Origin of the sequence: Amycolatopsis cynarae (assembly GCF_026802195.1) — a bacterium.
Taxonomy (GTDB): Bacteria; Actinomycetota; Actinomycetes; order Mycobacteriales; family Pseudonocardiaceae; genus Amycolatopsis_E; species Amycolatopsis_E rhizosphaerae.
Genome location: NZ_CP113836.1, coordinates 3,384,065 through 3,405,819 on the forward strand (window position 1 = coordinate 3,384,065; position 21,755 = coordinate 3,405,819).

Here is a 21,755-nt window from a genome sequence, read left to right on the forward strand (position 1 = left end):
TCCCTTTCTCAGGTGAGCCGGGCGCGCGGATCGAGCAGCCCGTACAGCACATCCACGGCGAAGTTGGCCAGGACGACGAAGAAGGCGGCGAACAGGCTGACGCCCATCAGCAGCGGCAGGTCGATCTGGTGCACCGCGTCGACCATCAGCCCGCCCAGCCCCGGCAGCGCGAACACCCGCTCGGTGATCACCGCCCCGCCGAGCAGTCCGCCGAGGTCCACCGCGAACACGGTGACCACCGGCAGCAGCACCGGACGCAGGGCGTAGCGCCCGATCACGGTGCGCTCCGGCAGGCCGACCGCGCGGGCGGTGCGGATGAAGTCCTCACCGAGCGTCTCCAGCATCTGGCCACGGGCGAGGCGGGCGTAGATCGCGGCGTTGATGAACGCCAGCACCAGCCAGGGCAGCACCAGGTGCCACGCCCAGTCCACCGGGCTGACCGCCAGCGGCACGTATCCGCCCACCGGCACGACGTCGAGCGTGAACCCGAACAGCAGGATGCCGAGCAGGCCCACCAGATACGCGGGTGCGGACACCCCGGCCAGGGTGATGGTCATCGCGAGACGGTCGAGGAAGCTGCCCCGCTTGAGCGCCGAAAGCACCCCGATGGCCACTCCAGACACCAGCCACAGCACCGCCGCGCCCAGCGCGAGCGAGGCCGTCACCGGCAGCCGGTCCCCGATCAGGGCCAGCACCGGTTCGTTCTGCTGGAAGGAATAGCCGAAACAGGGCGCCGAGCAGACGATCGCGGTCGTCCCGGTGCCGAAGGTGCGGCCGGTGAAGATCCCGCCGAGGAAGTCGAGGTACTGCTGGATCCAGGGTTTGTCGAAGCCCATGAACGAGCGGGCGATCGCGAGGTTGTCGGGGGTGCACGGCTTTCCGCAGGACATGCGCGCGGGATCGGTCGGCAGCAGGTAGAACACCGCGAAGGTGCCCAGGCTGATCAGCAGCAGCACCGCGAGCATGCCGAGCAGGCGCGCACCGGTGAACCGGAGCAGGCGCATCAGCGGCGCACCCCCGTCTTCGGGTCGAGGACGTCGCGCAGCCCGTCGCCGAGCAGGTTGAACGCCAGGGTGGCCACGAACAGCGCGGCCCCGGGGAAGATCAGGAACATCGGATCGGTCTTCACCCAGCCGATCGCGTCGCTGATCGACCGTCCCCAGCTCGGGGTGGGCGGGGCGATGCCGACGCCGAGGAAGGACAGCGCGGCCTCCATGCCGATCTTCTCCGGGATGCTGACCGTGGCGAGCACGATGACCGGTGCCCACAGGTTCGGCAGGAGTTCGCGCCGGAACACGTGGCCGGGGCCCGCGCCGAGTGCCTTGGCGGCCCTGACGAAGTCGCGGTCGCGCAGGCTCAGCGTCTGCGCCCGGATCACGCGGGCCACGCGGGGCCACCCGAACAGTCCGATCACCACGATCAGCAGCACGGGCCGGGGAATCGCGGCGGGCGCCACGGCGCCCAGCGAAATCATGAAGATCAGCTGCGGGAAGCCGAGCAGGACGTCGGTCGCCCGGCTCACCACCGTGTCCCAGCGCCCGCCGAGGTAGCCTGCCGCCGCGCCGAGCAGCACCCCGATCACGGCCGAGACCAGCGTGGCCGCCAGGCCGATCAGGAACGAGGTCCGCGCGCCGTGGACGACGATCGCGAACAGGTCGCGGCCGGTGAGCGGTTCCACCCCGAACCAGTGGTCCCCGGAGATCCCGCCGAGCACCCCGGCCCCGGTTCCGTTCGCGCGGTCGAGCAGTTCGGTGTGGTAGGTGTAGGGATCCTGGCCCTCCAGCGCCGACAGCAGCGGCGCGGCGACCGCGGCGAGCGCGAAGAGCACGATCACGGCGGCGCTGGCCTGCGCCCAGCGGTCGCGGCGCAGGCCGCGCAGCAGGGCGCGCAGGCCGGACGCCGCGGCTGGCGCGGGCACGGCGTTCACCGGCAGGCTGGCGGACAAGGGTTCCCCAAGGTGGTCGTGTGACGGGCCAAGGGGACTCTAGGTTAACGCGAAGGAAATTCACCACTGTCCCACATGGTGGACGGGTGAGGGTTTTCACCCTCTCCTCCCGCAGAGGTCCAGGCCACCTTCCCGTGCGGCCCGCCACCGGTGAATTCGCCCAGCAGTGCGCACATCCGCGCCGACAGCACCTCGTCCGCCGGTTCCGCACCGTGTTCCGCCAGGCGGATCGGGCGTATCACCGGACACGCTGTGTGTGCCCGCGGTAATCCGGTTGATCGCCGGACGGTCCCCACAGGATGCTGGTGCCCGCAGACGAAGAAGGGACGAAAAGATGTTCACCGCGGTAGAAGGTGCCCGCGTACCGATCCGGATGTGGGCGGACCCGGCTTCGGTGGAGGACGCCGCGCTGCGCCAGCTGCACAACGTGGCGAACCTGCCGTGGGTGCACGGGCTGGCGGTGATGCCGGACGTGCACTACGGCAAGGGTGCCACCGTGGGCAGCGTGATCGCGATGCGCGACGCCGTCTCGCCCGCCGCCGTCGGCGTGGACATCGGGTGCGGCATGAGCGCGGTGCGCACCTCGCTGACCGCCGAGGATCTTCCCGACGATCTCGGGCCGCTGCGGCGCCGGATCGAGTCGGCGGTGCCGGTCGGGTTCGCGATGCACCGCAACCCGGTCGCCCCGGCCCGGGTGCCGGGCCTCGGTGGCTGGGACGGGTTCTGGTCGGCGTTCACCGGTCTGCACGACGGGGTGCAGAAGCTGCGCGAGCGGGCCAGGGCGCAGCTCGGCACCCTCGGCGGCGGCAACCACTTCATCGAGGTCTGCCTCGAACAGAGCGGTCCCGACACCGGCCGGGTCTGGCTCATGCTGCACTCCGGCTCCCGGGGCATCGGCAACGAACTGGCCAAGCGGCACATCGACCTCGCGCGGCGCCTGCCGCACAACGCCGACCTGCCCGACCGCGATCTCGCCGTGTTCCTGGCGGGCACGCCCGAGATGGAGGCCTACCGGCGGGACCTGTTCTGGGCGCAGGACTACGCCGCGCGCAACCGCGCCACGATGCTCGCACTGGTGCGCCACGCGGTGGCCGAGACCATTCCGGGGACGCGGTTCGACGAGCCGATCTCCTGCCACCACAACTACGTCGCCGAGGAGACCTACGACGGTGTGGACGTGCTGGTGACCCGCAAGGGCGCGATCCGGGCGGGCCGGGGCGACCTCGGCATCATCCCGGGCAGCATGGGGACCGGTTCCTACATCGTGCGCGGGCTCGGCAGCGAACACTCGTTCCACTCGGCCTCGCACGGCGCCGGGCGGCGGATGTCGCGGACGAAGGCCCGCAAGACCTTCACCGCGGCGGATCTGGCGGCGCAGACCAGCGGGGTGGAGTGCCGCAAGGACGAGGCCGTGGTGGACGAGATCCCGGCCGCCTACAAGGACATCGAGTCGGTGATCGCCGCGCAGACCGACCTGGTCGAGGTGGTGGCCCAGCTCAAGCAGGTGGTGTGCGTCAAGGGCTGATTGTCCGGAGACGCCCGGAAACTGCCCGGAAACTGCCCGGAAACGGTGGGGGAACGGGGAAACCGGCCGGGGTGCCGTTGCGTCGAAACGCGCGTATCAACAGATGAAAGGCACCCCGATGACCTATCCCCCGCAGCCGGGACAGCCGGGTTCCGGCCCCCACTGGGGCGGCTTCCCGCAGCAACCCATGCCTCCCGGAGCCCCCGGCCAGGGGCCGTACTACGGCCCCCAGTCCGGCCCCCAATCCGGCCCACAGCCGCCGGCCGGCGGCAGGAAGGGACTGTGGATCGGGCTTTCGGTCGCGCTCGTCGTGGTGCTGGCGGCCCTCGGGATCACCGGCTTCTGGCAACCGGGCTTCTTTCTCGGCGGCAGCTCGGGCGGCGGGGCGCAGGCGGCGGCCACTTCGCCGTCGCCCGCGCCGTCGCGGTCTTCGGGAGCACCTTCGGCGACGCGCACCCCGTCGTCCCGTTCCGGCGGCGCTCCGTCCAAGGACGTCGTCGTCGCCGAGGTCCAGGCGTTCATCGACAAGCTCGACACCGGCGACAACGCCGGGGCGATGGCAATGGTGTGCGAGGGGGGAGAAAGAGCACAGTCACGAGCGGAGACCGAGTCGTACGTGAAAACGGCGGCAGTGCAGGGCACCCAGCTCACCGTCAAGACCGTGCGCGCGGCCGAAGGGGTCGGTTCGGCGGAACTGGACGGCACTGTGGCCGGAAAGAAGCTCAAGGACAGCGCCTACGTGTTCACTCAGCCGCTCAACGGTCAGGAATGCGTCTCCGACTTCCTCTACTGAGCGCGGGAACTCACCTTGCCGCCGGGCAGAGCCCGGCGGCAAGGTGCTCCACGGCGGCGTGCGCCTCGGCCAGCGACCGGTCCCGGTACTCGCGGAACGAAGCCAGTTCCGGCACGTCGTCGGCCCGGGTCATCTCCGCCCGCACGAGGTGCAGGTTCTCCCCGGCCACGCCGAGCCTGCCGAAGTACGCACGCAGGTACGGGGTCTGGAAGTCGTACCCCTCGCGCGGGGTTCCCGGCCCGTAGGCGCCGCCCTGGGCCATCACCACGACGATCTTCGTGTCCCTCAGCAGGCTCTCTCCGGTCCCGGGGTCGGTGTACATCCCCGGAAAGGAGACGCGGTCGATCCACGCCTTGAACGCGGCGGGCACCGTGAGGTTGTACATCGGCACGCCGAGCAGGACCGTGCCCGCGGTCCGCAGGTCGGTGACCAGCGGCAGGGTCAGTGCCCACTCCCGCCGCTCGCGCTCGCTCTGCGCCATCCCGGCCACCCGTTCGGGCGGCAGCGGCATCGCACCGTGCCGCTCGACGCGCTGTCCGAGGGAGACGTAGGCGGCCCCCAGGAGGGGCACCGGGTCCGCGGCCAGGTCGCGGTACCGGTATCCGCCCGCTCCTGTCCGTTCCCGCCAGATCCGGGCGAACAGCCCGGTCAGCTGCCTCGACACCGAGTCGGTGCGGGCGCTGGCGGCGCAGTCGAGGTGCAGCAGGCCGCCGTCGAGGTCGATCATGGTCGTACTCCCGGTCACTTCGGTGGGTTCCCGTCCGTCGAACAGGGTGACGGAGCACGACGAGGAAAGGTGACCGATGGACGAGCACGACGGGCCCGCGGTGCGGTTCGAGGCGGAACGCCCGCGCCTGCGGGCCGTCGCCTACCGGATGCTCGGCTCGCCGGCCGAGGCCGAGGACGCGGTGCAGGAGACCTGGCTGCGCCTGCAGCGCACCGACGTCGGCGACGTCGAGAACCTCACCGGCTGGCTCACTACGGTGATCTCCCGCATCTGCCTCGACCTGCTCCGGGCCCGCAAGGCCCGCCCCGAGGACCCGGTTCCCGAGCTGCCCGAACCGGATTTCCCGGGCGGGGGCGGCGCCGATCCCGAGCAGTAGGCGCTGATGGCCGAGTCCGTGGGCAGGGCCCTGCTCGTCGTGCTCGGCACGCTGGCGCCCGCCGAACGGGTCGCGTTCGTGCTGCACGACCTGTTCTCCGTGCCCTTCGACCGGATCGCCCGCATCGTCGACCGCACCGAGGTCGCGGCCAAGAAGCTCGCCAGCCGCGCCCGGCATCGCGTCCGCGGCACGCCCGCCGTCCCGGCGGTGGAGCTGGCGCGGCACCGCGCCGTGGTGGACGCCTTCCTCACCGCCTCCCGGGGCGGCGACCTCGGCGCCCTGCTCGCGGTGCTGGCCCCCGATGTGGTGCGCCGTGCCGACGCGGCCGCACTGCCCCCCGGGGCGGCGGTGGAAAGCCGGGGCGCCCGGGTGGTCGCGGAAGAGACCCTCGTGTTCGGCAAGCGGGCCCGCTTCGCCGAAGCGGCGCTGGTGAACGGCTCGGTCGGCATCGTGGTGGCTCCCCACGGCAGGTTGCGGCTCGCCCTCACCGTCGCCGTCGAGGGCGACCGGATCGCGGCCTACGAGGTGATCGCCGATCCGGCCCGGCTCGCGGCGCTGGACCTGGCCGTCCTCCCCGCCTGACGCCCGGCCCGCCGGGCCGGATCTGTCTTCCGCCGAGGACCGCTGTCACCGGAAGGGTCAGCACGCCTGGCTCTGGTGCGTGGGCCGCCCAGGCAGGCTCAGCCCGCGGGGCGGGGCGAGCGGGCCGGTGGCCACCGTCCGGTCCTGGCGCATCCCGGCGAGCAGTTCCTCCAGCGCCGCCGCCGCGTCGTGGCGCGGGGACCAGCCCAGTTCCTCGCGCGCCCGCGCGGTGTCCAGCAGCGGAACGCGGTCGGCGAGCACCAGCCAGGCCGGATGCAGCGGGGTCAGACCGAGCCGCCAGCCCAGCCAGGCGGCCGGCGTCAGCACGCCCAGCGGCACCGGGAGCCGGAGGCCGCCGAGGATCTCGCCGAGCTCCTTCGCGCCGAGGACCGGCTCGGCCGCCAGGTTGAACGCGCCGGCGGCCTCGTGCCGGAGGATCAGCGAAATCGCGGTGGCGACGTCCTCGGCGTGCACGATCTGCACCCGGAATCCCGGCCAGAGCGGGACCGGCAGCCAGCGGCTGCCGATCAGGAACCGGGGAAGCCAGGGGCCCAGCATCATGCCCGAGAACTCGGCACCGGCGTCGCCGTAGGCGATCCCGCATGGCCTGATGCGGGCCACTCTCGTCTCCGGGTGGTGGGCGGCGAACGCGTCGAGCTGGGCTTCGAGCGTGGACTTCCCCGCGCTGTAGGCGCTCCCCGGCACTCCCGTGCGCGGCCAGTCCTCTCGCACCCGCTCCCAGCGGTGCGCGGGTGCGTAGGCGGCGACCGACGAAGCGCACACCAGCCGCGGCACCCCCGCGGCGGCCACGGCCCGCAGGACGTGCGCCGTGCCCAGCACGTTCGTCCGGTGCATCGGCGGATCGCCGGAGCGGGGATGGATGGCCCACGCCAGGTGCACCACCGCGTCGGCACCGGTGAAGGCCGCGGTCAGCGTCTTCACCGCGTCCTCGGTCCCGATGTCGCAGGAGATCCACCGGGCCGACGAGAACGGTGGCCGGTCCGTGGCGGGACGCCGCCGGGCCACTCCGGTCACCGTCCAGCGCCTGCCGTGCAGGGCCCTGAGCAGGGCCGTGCCCACGTTCCCCGTCGCCCCCGTGACCACGATCTTCATGTCTGCTCCAGTTCCTGGAACGCCAGCTCACCCGAGAGCACCGCACCCTCCATAGTGGACAGCCAGCGCTGACGGGTGTAGTCGCCGGCGAGCACCAGTCCCCGCACCGGGGTGTGCTGGGACGGGCGGTCGGCGAGGTGCCCGGGTTCGAGCGACAGGAAGTCGTGCGGGTACCGGACCACGCGGTGCCTCAACAGGTGGCGGTCGAGGTCGAGCCCGATCCGCGCCGCGTCCGCGATCACCGTTTTCGCGATCTCGTCTTCGGACGCGGCCAGGAACCGCTCCGGCTCCTCCAGTATCACCGACAGCCTGCCCTCGGCGTGCGGGAAGGTGGTGCGCGACTGCTCGCTGAAGGCGGCGAGCACAGTGCCCGGCCCGAAAGTGGTGCGGTCCACCGGAAGGGCGGGGCGGTCCAGCTCGAACTGGACGGTGACCGCGGGGGTGGTGGGCGCGGACAGCAACCGCCGGAACCACGGGTGCCGCGCCAGCGGCGCCAGCAGGCGCTGGGCGTTGCCCGGATCGGTCGCGACCACCACGTGCCGCGCGCCGACCGTCCCGGCCGCGGTGTCCACCCCGGTCACCTCGGGGGCCGCCGCGCCCAGATCCATCCGCACGCCGAGCACCTCCGTCCCGGTGCGCACCTCGCCGCCCCGGGCGCGGATCGCCGCGACCAGCGGGTCGGCCAGCACCTCGGTCATCCCGCCCCGGAAGGCACCGACCCGGGTGCGGTGGATGCCGGGCAGCGCGGGCACGAGCAGGCCGAAGAAGTTCGCCGCCGAGTACCGGCTGGGCGGCAGGAAGAACACCCCGGCCGAGGCCGGCACCAGCAGGTTCCCCACGGCGGTGTCGGTGACCCGCCACCGGCGGGCGAACGCGGACAGGGAGAACCGGTCCAGCCCGTCCGGGTCGGCGAGGTACCGGGCGACACCGGCGGTGAGGAACGGCACCAGCGAGGCGAGATCCCACGGGGCGAGCAGGTCCCACGAGACGAGCGGCCCGAGCAGCGTCCTCAACGGGTTGTACAGCGGCGAGGCCCCCAGCACCGCCCTGGTCCCGCCCGGGGTGCGGAACTCCAGCTCGTCCTCCCAGTACACCACCTCGTCCAGGCTCATCCCTGCCCGGCGCAGCAACCGCGGCAGTTCGGTGCCGCAACCGAGCACGCGGTGCAGACCGGAATCCACCGGCATCCCCCGCTCCTCCCAGGACGACGTCCGCCCGCCCGCCACGTCCCGGGCCTCCAGCAGCAGCACCTCCCTCCGGTGGCCGGCCAGTTGCAGCGCGCAGGTCAGCCCGGCCAGCCCGGCGCCGACCACCACCGTCTCCACCTCGCTCATGCCGCCGGGGTACCCGGAGCGCCCCACCCGACACGGCGGCACCGATCGCCGGGAAGAATGACGCCGTGCGGATCATCCCCGAATCCCGGCTCGCCGCCTTGCTCTCCGGTCACCCCGGGGTGCCGCGCGTGGTGGCGGGCGGCAACTTCGCGACCCCGGCGCGTGCCCTGGCGATCCTCGACGGCGCGCTCGCCGAGTACCGCCTGTTCATGCTCAACGCGCAGCCGGGGATACCGGACCGCGAAGGAGTGGTCCTCGAGACACCGTTCGTCGGGGCCGGGATGCGGGGCAGGCCCACCCTGCGGTACTTCCCGTCACGGCTGTCACTGGTGCCTCAGCTCCTGCGCGGGGCGCTGCCGCCCGACATCGTGCTGGTCCACACCTCCCCCGTGGTGGACGGCACGGTTTCGCTCGGCACCGAGGTCAACATCCTGCCCGCCGCAATCGAGGCGGCGCGGGCCCGGGGCGGCCTCGTCGTCGCCCAGCTCAACCCGCGCATGCCCTTCACCTACGGCGACGCCGTGCTGTCCTCGCACGAGATCGACTACGCGATCGAGGTGGACGAGCCGCTGCCCAGCCCTGTGCTGCGCCCGTCCGGCGAGGTGTCCCGGGCCATCGGGGCGCGGGTGGCCGAGCTGGTGCCCGACGGGGCCGGTCTGCAGCTGGGCATCGGGGCGGTGCCCGACGCGACCCTGGCCGCGCTCACCGGACGGCGCGGGCTGGCGATCTGGTCGGAGATGTTCAGCGACGGGGTGCTGGCGCTGGAAAAGGCGGGGGCGCTCGACCCCGGCCTCCCGGTGACCGCCTCGTTCGTCTTCGGCAGCCCCGAGCTCTACGACTGGGTGGACCGCAACCAGCGGGTCCGCCTGCTGCGCACCGAAAAGACCAACGACCCCGGCCTGATCGCCCGGCAGCCCAGCCTGGTCTCGGTCAACGCGGCGCTGCAGGTCGACCTGTTCGCGCAGGCCAACGCCAGCCGCGTACACGGCGCGATCTACTCCGGTTTCGGCGGGCAGACCGATTTCGTGGTCGGCGCGCTGCACTCCCCCGGCGGCCGCGCGGTGATCGCGCTGCCGTCCTGGCATCCGAAGGCCGGGGTGTCCACCGTGGTCGGACGGCTGGACGGCCCGGTCACCTCCTTCCAGCACAGCTTCATCGTGAGCGAGCAGGGCACCGCGACGATCTGGGGACAGGACTCGGCCGCCCAGGCCCAGGAGATCGTCGACCACGTGGCCCATCCCGACGCGCGCGACGCCTTGCGCGAGGAGGGCCGCGCACTCGGTATCCCGCTGCGCTGAGCCCTTCGGATGAACGACCGTGGAGAGTTCCGTGAAGGATTCGCGGAACTCCCCACCAGGTGCGGCGGCCGGTGAGAAGCTGCGACGGCAGTGATCGCTTCAGCGAAGGGGCCGCCATGATCCGTGCCAGGAGAAGACTGTCCGCCGCCGCGGGCACCGTGCTGGGTGTCGCCGCGCTGCTGTCCGCCGGGTCCGCCCCGGCCGCGGGCAGCACCGCCGCCGACGTCCCGTTCGCGTCCGCGGTGTTCGCCGCGACGCACAACAGCTACTCCGGGAACGTCGACGGCGCCAAGGGCCCGGTGACCTACCAGCTCGATCACGGCGTGCGCTTTCTCGAGTTCGACATCCACGACAACGACTACGGCACCCGGCACGACTACGGAATCGGCCACAGCTCCCCCGGTGATCTCGTCGACCACACGGGAAACCCGGCGTCGAACGCCCTGCGCGACTGGCTGGGCACCGTGCACGCCTGGTCCGGCGCGCATCCGGGGCACGCGCCGATCGTCGTCATGCTCGACATCAAGGACGACCTCACGGACAACTCCTCGTACGCGGCGGGCAACCTCGCCGCGCTCGACGATGAACTGGAAAGCGCATTCGGCGCGAACCTGGTCCCCGCCACCGACCATCCGGACGGCCTTCCCACGACCGGTTCCCTGCGGGGCCGGGTGCTGACCCTGCTCTCGGGCGACGCCACCAGCCGCGCGGCCTACCGCCGTGACACCGGCTACCACCCCGCGATCGCGGTGAACAGCCGAGGCCAGGTCGTCGAAGTGCACGACTCCGGCCACGGCACCCTCTGGTACTGGACCGGACGGCTGGGCACGGACGGGAAGATCACCTGGCTGCGCCACGGCCGCTACGACACCGGGCAGACCCCGGCGGTGGCGCTCAATGACAACGGCGATCTGGTCGAGGTGCACCAGTCCGAAAGCGCCGCCACGCTGTGGTACCACACCGGGCGGCTGGGAGCGGACGGCGAGATCACCTTCTCGGCCAGTCACCAGTACGACAACGGGGTGCTGCCGACGGTCGCCTTCACCGATCCGGCCGGGACGAGCCTGCGTCAGATCCACCGCAGCCAGAGCAACGACCAGAACTGGCAGTGGCAGGGGCGGCTGGACACCGCCGCGGGAACGGTGACCTGGACCGGGAACGCGAAGACCACCGACAGCCGCTACGACAAGGCGAGTTCGGGAGGCGTCTCGGTGTGGACCGGCGCGGACGGGGCCGCGCCCGCCGAGACGTTGCGGTACTCCACCGCCGCCGTGGCCGGGGACCGGATCCGCTACCGGCAGACGGCGTTCGACGAGTACCAGGACGGCGACAGCGCCGAACTGCGCGAAGGCGCCCTTTTCTACGCCGCCCCGGCCAGCCACGGCTCGTTCATCACCACCGCGCGCCAGGAAGGGCACGTGGTGCGCGGCTGGGACTTCGACTCGGCGGGCCTCGCCACCACCCCGCTCGCGAACTACCCGGCCACCAACCACCCGTGGGACGCCTGGTACCAGTCCCTCCTGACCCAGTCCGGCGCCCTGGAATAGCCCCGGAGTGGGTGAGCGGGGCCTGTTTGCTCCGAATGATTCGGAGCAAACAGGCCCCGCTGCACGGCCGCCCCGGCAGCTCCCGTCAGGCGTGGGCGAACTGGGCCGCGTAGAGGCGGTGGTAGGCGCCCCGTGCCTCGAGCAGTTCGTCGTGCGTGCCCTGTTCGACGATGCGGCCCGCCTCCATCACCAGGATCAGATCGGCATCCCGGATGGTGGACAGCCGGTGCGCGATGACGAAGCTGGTGCGGGCCGTGCGCAGCGCGGCCATCGCCCGCTGCACCAGGGCTTCGGTGCGGGTGTCGACCGAGCTGGTCGCCTCGTCGAGGATCAGCAGCGACGGTTCGGCCAGGAACGCCCGCGCGATCGTCAGCAGCTGCTTCTCGCCGGCGCTGACGTTGCTGCCCTCCTCGTCGATCACCGTGTCGTAACCGTCGGGCAAGGTGCGCACGAACCGGTCCACGAAGGCCGCCTTCGCCGCCGCGACGACCTCTTCGTCCGTCGCTCCCGGCTTGCCGTAGGCGATGTTGTCGCGGATCGTGCCGCCGAACAGCCAGGTGTCCTGCAGCACCATGCCGATCCGCGACCGCAGGTCCTCGCGCCGCATCCGGGTGATGTCCACCCCGTCCAGGGTGATCCGGCCCGCGTCCAGCTCGTAGAACCGCATGAGCAGGTTGACCAGGGTGGTCTTCCCGGCACCGGTGGGCCCGACGATCGCGACCGTCCGCCCCGGCTCCGCCACCAGCGACAGGTGCTGGATCAGCGGCTGCTCCGGCCGGTACGAGAAGCTCACGTCCTCGAACTCGACCCGGCCGCGGGACTCGCCGCCGGCGGGCCGCTCGCTGACCTCGACGCCGGGTTCCTCCTCCTCGGCGTCCAGCAGTTCGAAGACCCGTTCGGCCGAGGCGACCCCGGACTGCATCAGGTTCGCCATCGAAGCCACCTGGGTCAGCGGCTGGGTGAACTGGCGCGAGTACTGGATGAACGCCTGCACCTCGCCCAGGCTCATCCCGCCCGAGGTGATGCGCAGCCCGCCGACCACCGCGACCACGACGTAGCTGATGTTCGACAGGAACATCATCGCCGGCATGATCAACCCGGAGACGAACTGGGCGCCCAGCGCGGCACCGAACAGGTCGTCGTTACGGCGCCGGAACTCCTCCTCCGACTCGCGCTGCCGCCCGAACACCTTCACCAGCTGATGCCCGGTGAAGGACTCCTCGATCTGCGCGTTCAGCGCACCGGTGTGCTTCCACTGCGCCACGAACAGTTTCTGCGAGCGCTTCCCGACCTGTCCGGTCACCAGCACCGACAGCGGGATCACCGCCAGCGCGATCAGCGACAGCAACGGTGAAATGGTCAGCATCATCGCCAGCACACCGATCACACTCAGCAGGGAGGTGAGCAGCTGGCTCAGCGTCTGCTGCACGGTGGTGGAGATGTTGTCGATGTCGTTGGTGACCCGGGAAAGCAGCTCACCGCGAGGCTGTCCGTCGAAGTAGCGCAACGGAAGCCGGTGCAGTTTCTCCTCCACTTCGGCCCGCAACCGGAACACCACCCGCTGCACCACACCGTTGAGCAGCATTCCCTGCAGCCAGCCGAACAGCGACGCCACCACGTACAGGCCGATCGCCCAGCCGAGCACCGTGGCCAGCGCGCCGAAATCGATCCCCGCGCCCTGGGGGTGCCGCATCCGGCCGAGCACACCGGTGAAGATGATGTCGGTGACCTGCCCGAGCAGTTTCGGGCCCGCGACCGTGCAGGCGACACTGAGCACGCCCAGCGCGACCACCGCCGCGAACTTGGCGCGTTCCGGCCGCAGCCGCGCCGCCAGCCGCTTCGCAGACGGCTTGAAGGTCTTCGCCTTGCCCACCGGCATGCCCATTCCCGGCATGCCGCGCCCCAGCGGCGACGCCTGCGGCCGCTGGGCCGTCGTCGTCGTACTCACGCGGCCTCCTGTGTCTTGCGGGACACCCGCACCCGGTCGGCCCACGCGAGCCGGCTTCGCCGATTGTCGCTCACGCGGCCTCCTGTGTCTTGCGGGACACCCGCACCCGGTCGGCCCACGCGAGCCGGCTTCGCCGATTGTCGCTCACGCGGCCTCCTGAATGGACATCTGCGATTCCACAATTTCTCTGTAAGTAGGGCATTCGGCCAGCAACGACGTATGCGTGCCGATGCCGGTGACGGCACCGTCGTCCAGCACGATGATCTGGTCGGCGTCGACGATCGTGGACACCCGCTGGGCGACCACGATCACCGCCGCGTCCCGCGTGTGCGGCCGCAGCGCGGCCCGCAGCGCCGCGTCGGTGGCCAGGTCGAGCGCGGAAAACGAGTCGTCGAACAGGTAGATCTCCGGCCGCCGCACCAAGGCCCGCGCGATCGAAAGCCGCTGCCGCTGCCCGCCCGAAACGTTCGTGCCGCCCTGCACGATCGGCGCCTCGAGCCCGCCCGGCATCTCTTCCACGAAGTCCCGGGCCTGCGCGACCTCCAGCGCCCGCCACAGCTCTTCGTCGGTGGCGTCCGGATTCCCGTAACGCAGATTGCTCGCCACGGTTCCGGTGAACAGGTAGGGCCGCTGCGGCACCAGGCCGATCCGGCTCCACAGCAGGTCCGGGTCGAGCTCGCGCACGTCGACGCCGTCGACGAGCACGCTGCCTTCGGTCACGTCGATGAGCCGGGGGATCAGCGACAGCAGAGTGCTCTTGCCCGAACCGGTGCTCCCGATGATCGCGGTGGTCCGGCCCGCCCCGGCGCGGAAGGAAATGCCCTGCAGCACCGGGTCAGCCGCACCCGGGTAGCGGAACCCGACGTCCCGGAACTCCAGTTCGGCCTGCGCACGCAACTCCCGCACCGGGGTGACGGGCGGTTTCACCGACGACTCGGTGTCGAGCACCTCCTTGATCCGCTCCGCGCAGACCGCCGCACGCGGGATCATGATCGAGATGAAGGTGGCCATCATCACCGACATCAGGATCTGCAACAGGTAGTTCAGAAAGGCGGTCAGCGCGCCGATCTGCATCTGCCCCGCGTCCACCCGCTTCGCGCCGAACCACAGCACGGCGACGCTGGAGGCGTTCAGGATGAACAGCACGGTCGGGAAGATCAGGGCCTGCCACCGGCCCACCCGGAACGCCGCATCGGTCAGCGACCCGTTGGCTTCGGCGAACCGCCGCGTCTCCGCGGGCTCGCGGACGAAGGCGCGGACCACCCGGATCCCCGACAGCTGCTCCCGCAGCACGCGGTTGACCTGGTCGATCCTTTCCTGCATCCGCCGGAACTGCGGCACCATCCGCGACACGATCGCGCCGATCGCGATCAGCAGCGCCGGCACGCAGACCAGCAGCAGCCAGGACAGGCCGACGTCCTCCTTCAGCGCCAGGATGATGCCCGCCACGCACATGATCGGTGCGGCGACGAGCATGGTGCAGACCATTACCACCAGCAGCTGCACCTGCTGCACGTCGTTGGTGGTGCGCGTGATCAGCGACGGAGCGCCGAACCGGCCGACCTCGCGGGCGGAGAAGTCGCCCACGCGGTGGAAGACGGCGGCCCGCACGTCCCGGCCGAACCCCATCGCGGCCCGGGCGCCGAAGTAGACGGCACCGACCGAACACACGATCTGCAGCAGGGTGACGGCGAGCATCCAGCCGCCGGTGGAGAGGATGTAACCGGTGTCCCCGCGCACGACACCGAGGTCGATGATGTCGGCGTTGAGGCTCGGCAGGTACAGCGAAGCGACCGTACCGATGAGCTGCAGCACCACCACGGCGGTCAGCTCGCCCCGGTACGGGCGCAGATGGGTCATCAGCAGACGGCTGAGCAAGAAGCCCCCCAGACAGTAAGGAAACGGTAAGTTAAGAAACGGTCCGTATCTACGGAGGATACGCTAGACTCCTCCGATAAGAAACGCAACGTCTTTTAAGGAGCCGGGTGACCGAGACCAGGTCCCGCCGCCGGGGCGCCGAGCTCGAACAGGCCATTCTCGACGCGGCCTGGGCGGAACTGCGCGAAACCGGCTACAACGCGCTCACCATCGAGGCCGTCGCCGCCCGCGCGGGCACCAGCAAGTCGGTGCTCTACCGCCGCTGGGCCAGCCGCGCGGAACTCGTCCTGGCCGCCTGGAGCCGCCAGATGCCGGTGCAGCAGGGTGTGCCGGACACCGGCGAGCTCCGCGGCGACCTGATCGCGCTGTTCGGCCGGATCGCGCGCCGGGTGGACACCATGATGAGCGAGATGATCGCCGGGGTGATGGGCGAGACCTTCCGGCATCCCGAGATCCTCGCCGTACTCCAGGAGCAGATGAAGAACTCCCCCGTACGGAAGGCGATGGACACCATCGTCGCGCGCGCGGCCGCCCGCGGGGAACTGCCGCCGTTGCGGCTCACGCCGCGCATCGCCCTGCTCCCCCTCGACCTGGTCCGGCAGGAAGCGTTCCAGTGCCGCTCCCCCGTTTCCCGGGAAATCGCCGCCGAACTCGTCGACGAGGTGTACCTGCCCCTGCTCCGCGGCCTGAGCCTGGACCGATCCGGTGCCGCTTGACCCGGCGGGAAATCACTGCCGTGAGGGCTTGGCAGAATGGGGACATGCCGGCGATCCGCACCGTGACCGAAGCCGATCTGCCCAGCCTGGTCGCCCTCACCGAGGACCGGGGCTGGTTCTACCCGGAACACCGGTGGACGTTCCTGCTGGGCGCGGGTGAAGTGTTCGGAGTGGACGGTGAGCGCGGGGACCTGGCCGGAGTGGTGCTGCTGACCCGGTACGGACCCGGACTCGCCGCGATCGGCACCATGCTGGTGCACTCGCGGTACGGGCGGCAGGGCCTGGGCACCGCCCTGATGCGGCATGCGCTGCACCAGGCCGGCGACGCGACGGTGTTCCTGTACGCGACCCCGTACGGCCGGCCCCTTTACGCCAGGCTCGGCTTCCGCACCACCGGCACCTTGTACACCTACACGGGCCCGTTCGCGCCGGAGAACGTGCCGGAAGGGAGCAGGGTGGCCGGACCCGGCGACCGCGACGGCATCCTGCGGCTGGACGCCGAGGTGTTCGGCGCCGACCGGGAAAGCCTGCTCGCCCAGGTGGACAAGTACGCCCACCAGGTGCGGGTGATCGACCGGGACGGGCGGATCACCGGCTACGCCGCCGCCCTGCCCGCCCGCGACGGCATCGCGATCGGCCCGCTCGCCGCCGCCTCCGACGAAGACGCCCGCGCGCTCATCACCGATCTCGCCCGCGAGACCGGCACGACCGTCCGCCTTGATCTCGCCGAGTCCCGCACGGCACTGCGGTCGTGGGCGGCCGCACGCGGCCTCCGCCCCAACGACGGCAACGCGATGATGGTCCTCGGCGACCGCCTCCTCCCTGGCGACCGGGACCGCCTCTACCTGCCCGTGATGACCGCCCTCGGCTGACCGGCCGCATCCCCGGATCGCGCCGGGGCCCCACACGGCGTTGGCCGTGAAGGGTCCCTTCACAGTCGAATCGACCGCGAAGGGACCCTTCACGGCTCGCCCCATACCCCTATGCCGTATGAGGCTGCCGTTCCGGGTTCCACCACAGTCCGCGTCGAAGCAGGTCGGGGAAACTTCACGATCACTCTTGTTACCCCCTACCCCCATTGGGTATAAATGAGCCGTACGGCAGACGGCCGTGGAATCGAGGAGGGACCACAGATGACGGAAGCCACCTACACGGTCAAGGGCATGACGTGCGGCCACTGCGTCGCGTCGGTGACCGAAGAGGTCGGTGAGCTCCCCGGCGTGCAGAACGTCGATGTCGACCTCGCCAGCGGACGGGTGACCATCACCAGCGCCGAACCCGTCCCCGCGGAGAAGGTCGCCGCGGCGGTGACCGAGGCCGGCTACCAGCTCGTCGCCTGACCCCGGCCGCCCGGCACGGCCACCGTGCCGGGCGGCCCCGTTTTCTCACCCCCACAAGGAAAGAGGCACCCCATGAGTCCGGTGACCCAGCAGGCCCGCGGTGAGACCGCGCAACAGGTGGAGCTGTCGATCGGGGGCATGACCTGCGCCTCCTGTGCCGCGCGGATCGAGCGCAAGCTCAACAAGGTCGACGGCGTGAGAGCGACCGTCAACTTCGCCACCGAGAAGGCCAAGGTCAGCTACCCGGACGGCACCACGCCCGAACAGCTCGTCAAGGTGGTCGAGGCGGCGGGCTACACGGCCGAGCTGCCCGCGCCTCCCCGGCAGGAAAGTTCCCCCGCCGAGCCGGAGGATCCGACGCGCTCGCTGCGGCAGCGGCTGATCACCTCGGTGGCGCTGGCCGTGCCCGTGATCGCACTGGCGATGATCCCGGCCTGGCAGTTCACCAACTGGCAGTGGCTCTCCCTCACCCTCGCCGCCCCGGTCGTGGTGTGGGGTGCGTGGCCGTTCCACAAGGCCGCCTGGACCAACCTGCGGCACGGCAGCGCCACCATGGACACGCTGATCTCGCTCGGCGTGGGTGCGGCGTTCGGCTGGTCGGTCTACGCGCTGTTCTTCGGCATGGCGGGCATGCCCGGGATGCGCCACGGGTTCGAGCTGATCGCGGCGCGCGGCAGCAGCGGCTCGGCGATCTACCTGGAGGTCGCCACCGGGGTGACCGCGGCGATCCTCGCGGGCCGCTACTTCGAAGCCCGCTCCAAGCGCCGGGCGGGTGCCGCCCTGCGGGCTTTGCTGGAGCTGGGTGCCAAGGATGTCGCCGTCCTGCGGGACGGCCGTGAAGTGCGCGTACCGGTGGAGACCCTGCGCGTGGACGACGAGTTCGTCGTGCGTCCCGGGGAGAAGGTCGCCACCGACGGGATCGTGGTCGACGGCAGTTCCGCGGTCGACGCGAGCATGCTCACCGGCGAGTCCGTGCCGGTCGAGGTGCGCCCCGGCGACACCGTGGTGGGCGCGACGGTCAACGCCGGGGGCCGCCTGGTCGTGCGGGCCACCCGAGTCGGCGCCGACACCCAGCTCGCGCAGATGGCCAGGCTGGTCGAGGACGCGCAGAACGGGAAAGCCGCCGTGCAGCGCCTGGCCGACCGCGTGTCGGCGGTGTTCGTCCCGATCGTGATCGTGCTGGCCCTGGGCACACTGGTGGCCTGGCTCGCCGCGGGCGCGGGCACCGCCGCCGCCTTCACCGCAGCCGTGGCCGTGCTGATCATCGCCTGCCCGTGTGCGCTCGGGCTCGCCACACCGACCGCGCTGCTGGTCGGGACCGGCCGGGGGGCGCAGCTGGGCATCCTGATCAAGGGCCCGGAGGTGCTCGAATCCACCCGGGGCATCGACACCGTCGTCCTGGACAAGACCGGGACCGTCACCACCGGCAGGATGAGCCTGGTCGCGGTGCACACCGCCGAAGGCGAGGACGAAGCCGAGGTGCTGCGCCTGGCCGGTGCCCTGGAGAGCGCCTCCGAGCATCCGATCGCCAGGGCCATCGCCACCGCGGCCGGCCGGACCGGCGCACTTCCCGCCGTCGCCGAGTTCCGCAACAGCGAAGGACTCGGGGTGCAGGGCCTCGTCGAAGGCAGGGCCGTGCTGGTGGGCCGCCTCGCCCTGCTGGAACAGTGGAGCGTCCACCCCGGCGAAGCGCTCGTCGCGGCGAAGAACGAGGCCGAAAGCCTCGGCCGGACCGCGGTGCTCGTGGCCTGGGACGGGCGGGCGCGGGGGGTGCTCGTCGTGGCCGACACGCTCAAGCCGACCTCGGCGCAGGCGGTACGGGACCTGCGGGCCCTGGGGCTGACGCCGATCCTGCTCACCGGGGACAACGAGGCCGCCGCGCGGGCGGTCGCCGCGGAGGCGGGCATCGAGGAGGTCATCGCCGAAGTCCTGCCCAAGGACAAGGTGGACGTGGTCACCCGGCTGCAACGGGAGGGCCGCCGGGTCGCGATGGTCGGCGACGGCGTGAACGACGCCGCCGCGCTCGCCCAGGCCGACCTCGGCCTGGCCATGGGCACCGGGACCGACGTCGCGATCGAAGCCAGCGATCTGACCCTGGTCCGGGGCGACCTGCGGGCCGCGGCCGACGCGATCCGGCTGTCCCGGCGCACGCTGGCGACGATCAAGGGCAACCTGTTCTGGGCCTTCGCCTACAACGTCGCCGCCCTTCCGCTCGCCGCGCTGGGCCTGCTCAACCCGATGATCGCCGGCATCGCGATGGCGTTCTCGTCGGTGTTCGTGGTGTCCAACAGCCTCCGGCTGCGCCGGTTCCGCAGCGGCATCACCGACGGCAGCCACCCCGCCCAGGGCTAGAACCTGTGTCGACGTGGTTTGCGTGGCGGTGCCGGTTGACGGCCCACCGCAATCGGCTCCGCCGCTTAGGCACAACGCCCTAGCGGTGAGCAGCCGAACGAGTGGACGGCCGGGGCACCTCGCCCCGGCCGCCCACTTCGTAGTTAGTACCTGGTAGTTACTACCTGCTAACCTGGCCGTCATGAAGATCAGCGGGGCCGCCCGGATGTCGGGGCAGCAGCGGCGGGAGCAGCTGCTGGAGCTGGCGGCGGAGGAGTTCGCGCGAGCCGGGTTGCACGGGACGTCGACCGAGACGCTGGCGCGGCGCGCGGGAATCACGCAGACCTACGTGTTCCGGTTGTTCGGCTCGAAGAAGGCGTTGTTCCTGCAGGTCGTGCGGCAGGCGTTCGGGCGGCTGGTCGAGGGCATGGACCAGGCCGCGGAGCAGGACACGGAAAATCCCCTCGCCGCGATGGGCCTGTTCTACGACCGCGCGCTGGCCGACCGGACCGGGCTTCTGGTGCAGTTGCAGGCCTTCGCCGCCTGCGGGGACCCCGAGGTCCGCACGGTCGTGCGCGAGCAGATGGCCCGGATGTGGGCGGTCACGGCCGAGCGCAGCGCGCTGCCCCCGGTGGCGGTCAAGACCTTCCTGGCCTACGGCATGTTGCTCAACACCGCGGCCGCGCTGGAGGTCGACGAGGTGGACGCGGAGTGGGCGCGCGGCATCCGCACCCGCATCCAGGCCGGACTGTTCGACCACCTGACCGAGGAGAACAACCGATGACCTCCTCCCCGGCGCCCGGATCCGGCCAGGCCGCCGGGGGTGTCCACGGCACCCGCCTGGTGGCGGCCCTGGTGTTCATCGCGCTGGTCGTCGCCGTCATCGGCAGCCTGGGCGCACCGCTGATCACCGCCGTGGCCCAGGACTACGGGTTGTCGCTGACGGCCGCGCAGTGGACCCTGACGATCGCGCTGCTGTCCGGGGCGGTGGCCACCCCGCTGCTGGGCAGGCTGGGTTCGGCCCGGCGACGGCGGGAGGTGGTCCTGGCCACGCTCGCCACGGTGACGGCGGGCAGCGTGGCGACGGTGGTGCCCGCGCCGTTCGCGGTGCTGCTGGCCGGGCGGGCCGCGCAGGGCGCCGGGCTGGGGCTGACCGCGTTGATGATGGCCACCGCCCGCCGTCATCTCGGTGAACGTGCCCCTGCCACGATCGCGATGCTGTCGGTGGCCTCCACGGCGGGCATCGGCGTGGGCTACCCGGTCGCCGGGTTGCTGGCGCAGGTGGGCGGTGTGCGGGCCGCTTACCTGCTCGGTGTGGTGATCACCGCCGCGGCGCTGGTCACGGCCATCGCCGCCCTGCCCCGCGACAGCGCCGACGCGCCGGTCGGGGAAACCGTGGACTGGTTCGGCGCCCTCCTGCTTTCGCTCGGACTGGTGGCCGTGCTGGTGGTCACCAGCCAGAGCGGCCTGTGGACCGGCAGGCCGCTGCTGGCCGGGCTGATCCTGGCCGCGGGCCTCGCCCTGCTGGCCTGCTGGGTCGTGGTGGAGCTGCGGGTGCCCCGGCCGCTGGTCGATCCGGCGGCGTTGCGGCACCCTGCGGTGGCCGCCGCGAACCTCGTCATGGGGGTGTCCGGCATTGCCATGTACCTGCTGTTCACGCTGATCACCCGCTACGTGCAGACCCCGCCCCAGTCCGGTTACGGGTACGGGCTCACCGAGGTCGAAGCCGGGCTGGTGCTGGTGCCGTTCTCCGTCCTGGGCTTCGCCGCCGGGCGCGTGGTCCCGCGGCTGCGGCAGCGGGTGGGCCCCTTCGCGCTGCTCGCCGCGGGCGGGGTCGTGGTGGTCGCCGCCTGCGTCCTGTTCGCCATTACCAGGACCTCCGGCGTGGCCTGGCCCATCGTGGCCATGGGGGTGCTCGGTTTCGGCGTCGGCTGCTTCTCCGCGGCCATGCCCCAGGCGATCCTCGCCGTCACCCCGGCCGAAGAGACCGCCGCCGCGATGAGCGTCAACCAGGTGGTCCGCTCGATGGGTTTCTCCCTCGGCAGTGCACTCGGCGGCCTGGTCCTCGCCGCCTACACCGTGCCGGGGCACTTCGTTCCCACCGGCTCTGGCTACACCACCGCGGCCTGGACGGCCGCCGCCTTGGGCGTCGCCGGCATCGCACTGGCCGCGGGCACCGCCCCGGCCCGGCGACGGCGCACCTCGCCCGCTGCTCCCGAGGGGGCCTCGCCCTCGCCGTCGGCCACCCGGCACCGATGAGGCACTTGACGCCGTGGTGACGCCCCCGCGGCAGGGTCGCGGG

17 protein-coding genes and 1 pseudogene are annotated in these 21,755 nt (G+C 71.6%); 11 read left to right on the plus strand and 7 right to left on the minus strand.

What is annotated here, in order from left to right; genetic code table 11:
* Positions 1 to 8 precede the first annotated feature (8 nt).
* Complete coding sequence (locus ORV05_RS16220) at positions 9 to 1,004, minus strand: ABC transporter permease (RefSeq protein ID WP_268759332.1); 996 nt, start codon at positions 1,002 to 1,004, stop codon at positions 9 to 11.
* Positions 1,004 to 1,918: an ABC transporter permease gene (locus tag ORV05_RS16225; protein ID WP_268759333.1), complete on the minus strand. Its 915-nt coding sequence runs from the start codon at positions 1,916 to 1,918 to the stop codon at positions 1,004 to 1,006. The genes ORV05_RS16220 and ORV05_RS16225 overlap by 1 nt, the downstream gene beginning before the upstream one ends.
* 361 nt (positions 1,919 to 2,279) lie before the next feature.
* Here ORV05_RS16225 and ORV05_RS16230 point away from each other — a divergent pair, with 361 nt between their 5' ends.
* A complete protein-coding gene (locus ORV05_RS16230) occupies positions 2,280 to 3,470 on the plus strand; it encodes an RtcB family protein (RefSeq protein WP_268759334.1) in 1,191 nt (396 codons plus the stop codon).
* Between the two features lie 118 nt (positions 3,471 to 3,588).
* Positions 3,589 to 4,263 (plus strand): hypothetical protein, encoded by a 675-nt coding sequence (locus ORV05_RS16235; RefSeq protein WP_268759335.1) that lies wholly within the window; start codon positions 3,589 to 3,591, stop codon positions 4,261 to 4,263.
* 10 nt (positions 4,264 to 4,273) lie between these two features.
* Here the strand turns inward: ORV05_RS16235 and ORV05_RS16240 are convergent, their stop codons facing one another.
* Positions 4,274 to 4,990: an FMN-dependent NADH-azoreductase gene (locus ORV05_RS16240; RefSeq protein WP_268759336.1), complete on the minus strand. Its 717-nt coding sequence runs from the start codon at positions 4,988 to 4,990 to the stop codon at positions 4,274 to 4,276.
* A gap of 76 nt (positions 4,991 to 5,066) precedes the next feature.
* Here ORV05_RS16240 and ORV05_RS16245 point away from each other — a divergent pair.
* Positions 5,067 to 5,948 (plus strand): annotated as a pseudogene (locus tag ORV05_RS16245) (sigma-70 family RNA polymerase sigma factor).
* 57 nt (positions 5,949 to 6,005) lie between these two features.
* Here ORV05_RS16245 and ORV05_RS16250 read toward each other — a convergent pair.
* Complete coding sequence (locus tag ORV05_RS16250) at positions 6,006 to 7,061, minus strand: NAD-dependent epimerase/dehydratase family protein (RefSeq protein WP_268759337.1); 1,056 nt, start codon at positions 7,059 to 7,061, stop codon at positions 6,006 to 6,008.
* On the minus strand, positions 7,058 to 8,395 hold the full coding sequence (locus tag ORV05_RS16255) for a hydroxysqualene dehydroxylase (RefSeq protein WP_268759338.1): 1,338 nt from the start codon (positions 8,393 to 8,395) through the stop codon (positions 7,058 to 7,060). Before ORV05_RS16255 ends, ORV05_RS16250 begins: the two co-directional genes overlap by 4 nt.
* Positions 8,396 to 8,460: 65 nt before the next feature.
* Between ORV05_RS16255 and ORV05_RS16260 the strand changes: the two genes are divergently transcribed.
* The gene (locus tag ORV05_RS16260) at positions 8,461 to 9,693 is read left to right on the plus strand and encodes an acetyl-CoA hydrolase/transferase family protein (protein WP_268759339.1); all 1,233 of its coding nucleotides are present in this window, start codon (positions 8,461 to 8,463) and stop codon (positions 9,691 to 9,693) included.
* 116 nt (positions 9,694 to 9,809) lie between these two features.
* Positions 9,810 to 11,240 (plus strand): PI-PLC domain-containing protein, encoded by a 1,431-nt coding sequence (locus ORV05_RS16265; RefSeq protein ID WP_268759340.1) that lies wholly within the window; start codon positions 9,810 to 9,812, stop codon positions 11,238 to 11,240.
* A gap of 85 nt (positions 11,241 to 11,325) precedes the next feature.
* Here ORV05_RS16265 and ORV05_RS16270 read toward each other — a convergent pair whose 3' ends face one another.
* Both ORV05_RS16270 and ORV05_RS16275 read right to left on the minus strand, forming a co-directional pair.
* Complete coding sequence (locus tag ORV05_RS16270) at positions 11,326 to 13,134, minus strand: ABC transporter ATP-binding protein (protein WP_268759790.1); 1,809 nt, start codon at positions 13,132 to 13,134, stop codon at positions 11,326 to 11,328.
* Positions 13,135 to 13,332: 198 nt separating this feature from the next.
* Entirely contained in the window at positions 13,333 to 15,066 is a 1,734-nt protein-coding gene (locus ORV05_RS16275) for an ABC transporter ATP-binding protein (RefSeq protein WP_268759341.1), read from the minus strand.
* Positions 15,067 to 15,173: 107 nt separating this feature from the next.
* Here ORV05_RS16275 and ORV05_RS16280 point away from each other — a divergent pair, with 107 nt between their 5' ends.
* From ORV05_RS16280 to ORV05_RS16305, 6 genes are all read left to right on the plus strand, one after another.
* Positions 15,174 to 15,782, plus strand: coding sequence for a TetR/AcrR family transcriptional regulator (locus ORV05_RS16280; protein WP_268759342.1), 609 nt, complete (start codon positions 15,174 to 15,176; stop codon positions 15,780 to 15,782).
* Positions 15,783 to 15,826: 44 nt separating this feature from the next.
* A complete protein-coding gene (locus tag ORV05_RS16285; protein WP_268759343.1) occupies positions 15,827 to 16,654 on the plus strand; it encodes a GNAT family N-acetyltransferase in 828 nt (275 codons plus the stop codon).
* A gap of 261 nt (positions 16,655 to 16,915) precedes the next feature.
* A complete protein-coding gene (locus ORV05_RS16290; RefSeq protein ID WP_268759344.1) occupies positions 16,916 to 17,122 on the plus strand; it encodes a heavy-metal-associated domain-containing protein in 207 nt (68 codons plus the stop codon).
* A gap of 72 nt (positions 17,123 to 17,194) precedes the next feature.
* Positions 17,195 to 19,474 (plus strand): heavy metal translocating P-type ATPase, encoded by a 2,280-nt coding sequence (locus ORV05_RS16295; protein ID WP_268759345.1) that lies wholly within the window; start codon positions 17,195 to 17,197, stop codon positions 19,472 to 19,474.
* A 181-nt stretch (positions 19,475 to 19,655) separates the two neighbouring features.
* Entirely contained in the window at positions 19,656 to 20,237 is a 582-nt protein-coding gene (locus ORV05_RS16300; protein ID WP_268759346.1) for a TetR/AcrR family transcriptional regulator, read from the plus strand.
* Positions 20,234 to 21,712: an MFS transporter gene (locus ORV05_RS16305; RefSeq protein WP_268759347.1), complete on the plus strand. Its 1,479-nt coding sequence runs from the start codon at positions 20,234 to 20,236 to the stop codon at positions 21,710 to 21,712. The genes ORV05_RS16300 and ORV05_RS16305 overlap by 4 nt, the downstream gene beginning before the upstream one ends.
* Positions 21,713 to 21,755 lie beyond the last annotated feature (43 nt).

Bases quoted from the DNA above. Each gene is read 5' to 3' on its own strand.
- ORV05_RS16270 (WP_268759790.1), bottom strand. From the start codon at position 13,134: ATGCCGGGAATGGGCATGCCGGTGGGCAAGGCGAAGACCTTCAAGCCG.
- ORV05_RS16220 (WP_268759332.1), bottom strand. From the start codon at position 1,004: ATGCGCCTGCTCCGGTTCACCGGTGCGCGCCTGCTCGGCATGCTCGCG.
- ORV05_RS16240 (WP_268759336.1), bottom strand. From the start codon at position 4,990: ATGATCGACCTCGACGGCGGCCTGCTGCACCTCGACTGCGCCGCCAGC.
- ORV05_RS16305 (WP_268759347.1), top strand. From the start codon at position 20,234: ATGACCTCCTCCCCGGCGCCCGGATCCGGCCAGGCCGCCGGGGGTGTC.
- ORV05_RS16300 (WP_268759346.1), top strand. From the start codon at position 19,656: ATGAAGATCAGCGGGGCCGCCCGGATGTCGGGGCAGCAGCGGCGGGAG.
- ORV05_RS16290 (WP_268759344.1), top strand. From the start codon at position 16,916: ATGACGGAAGCCACCTACACGGTCAAGGGCATGACGTGCGGCCACTGC.
- ORV05_RS16285 (WP_268759343.1), top strand. From the start codon at position 15,827: ATGCCGGCGATCCGCACCGTGACCGAAGCCGATCTGCCCAGCCTGGTC.
- ORV05_RS16255 (WP_268759338.1), bottom strand. From the start codon at position 8,395: ATGAGCGAGGTGGAGACGGTGGTGGTCGGCGCCGGGCTGGCCGGGCTG.
- ORV05_RS16235 (WP_268759335.1), top strand. From the start codon at position 3,589: ATGACCTATCCCCCGCAGCCGGGACAGCCGGGTTCCGGCCCCCACTGG.
- ORV05_RS16250 (WP_268759337.1), bottom strand. From the start codon at position 7,061: ATGAAGATCGTGGTCACGGGGGCGACGGGGAACGTGGGCACGGCCCTG.
- ORV05_RS16295 (WP_268759345.1), top strand. From the start codon at position 17,195: ATGAGTCCGGTGACCCAGCAGGCCCGCGGTGAGACCGCGCAACAGGTG.
- ORV05_RS16230 (WP_268759334.1), top strand. From the start codon at position 2,280: ATGTTCACCGCGGTAGAAGGTGCCCGCGTACCGATCCGGATGTGGGCG.
- ORV05_RS16265 (WP_268759340.1), top strand. From the start codon at position 9,810: ATGATCCGTGCCAGGAGAAGACTGTCCGCCGCCGCGGGCACCGTGCTG.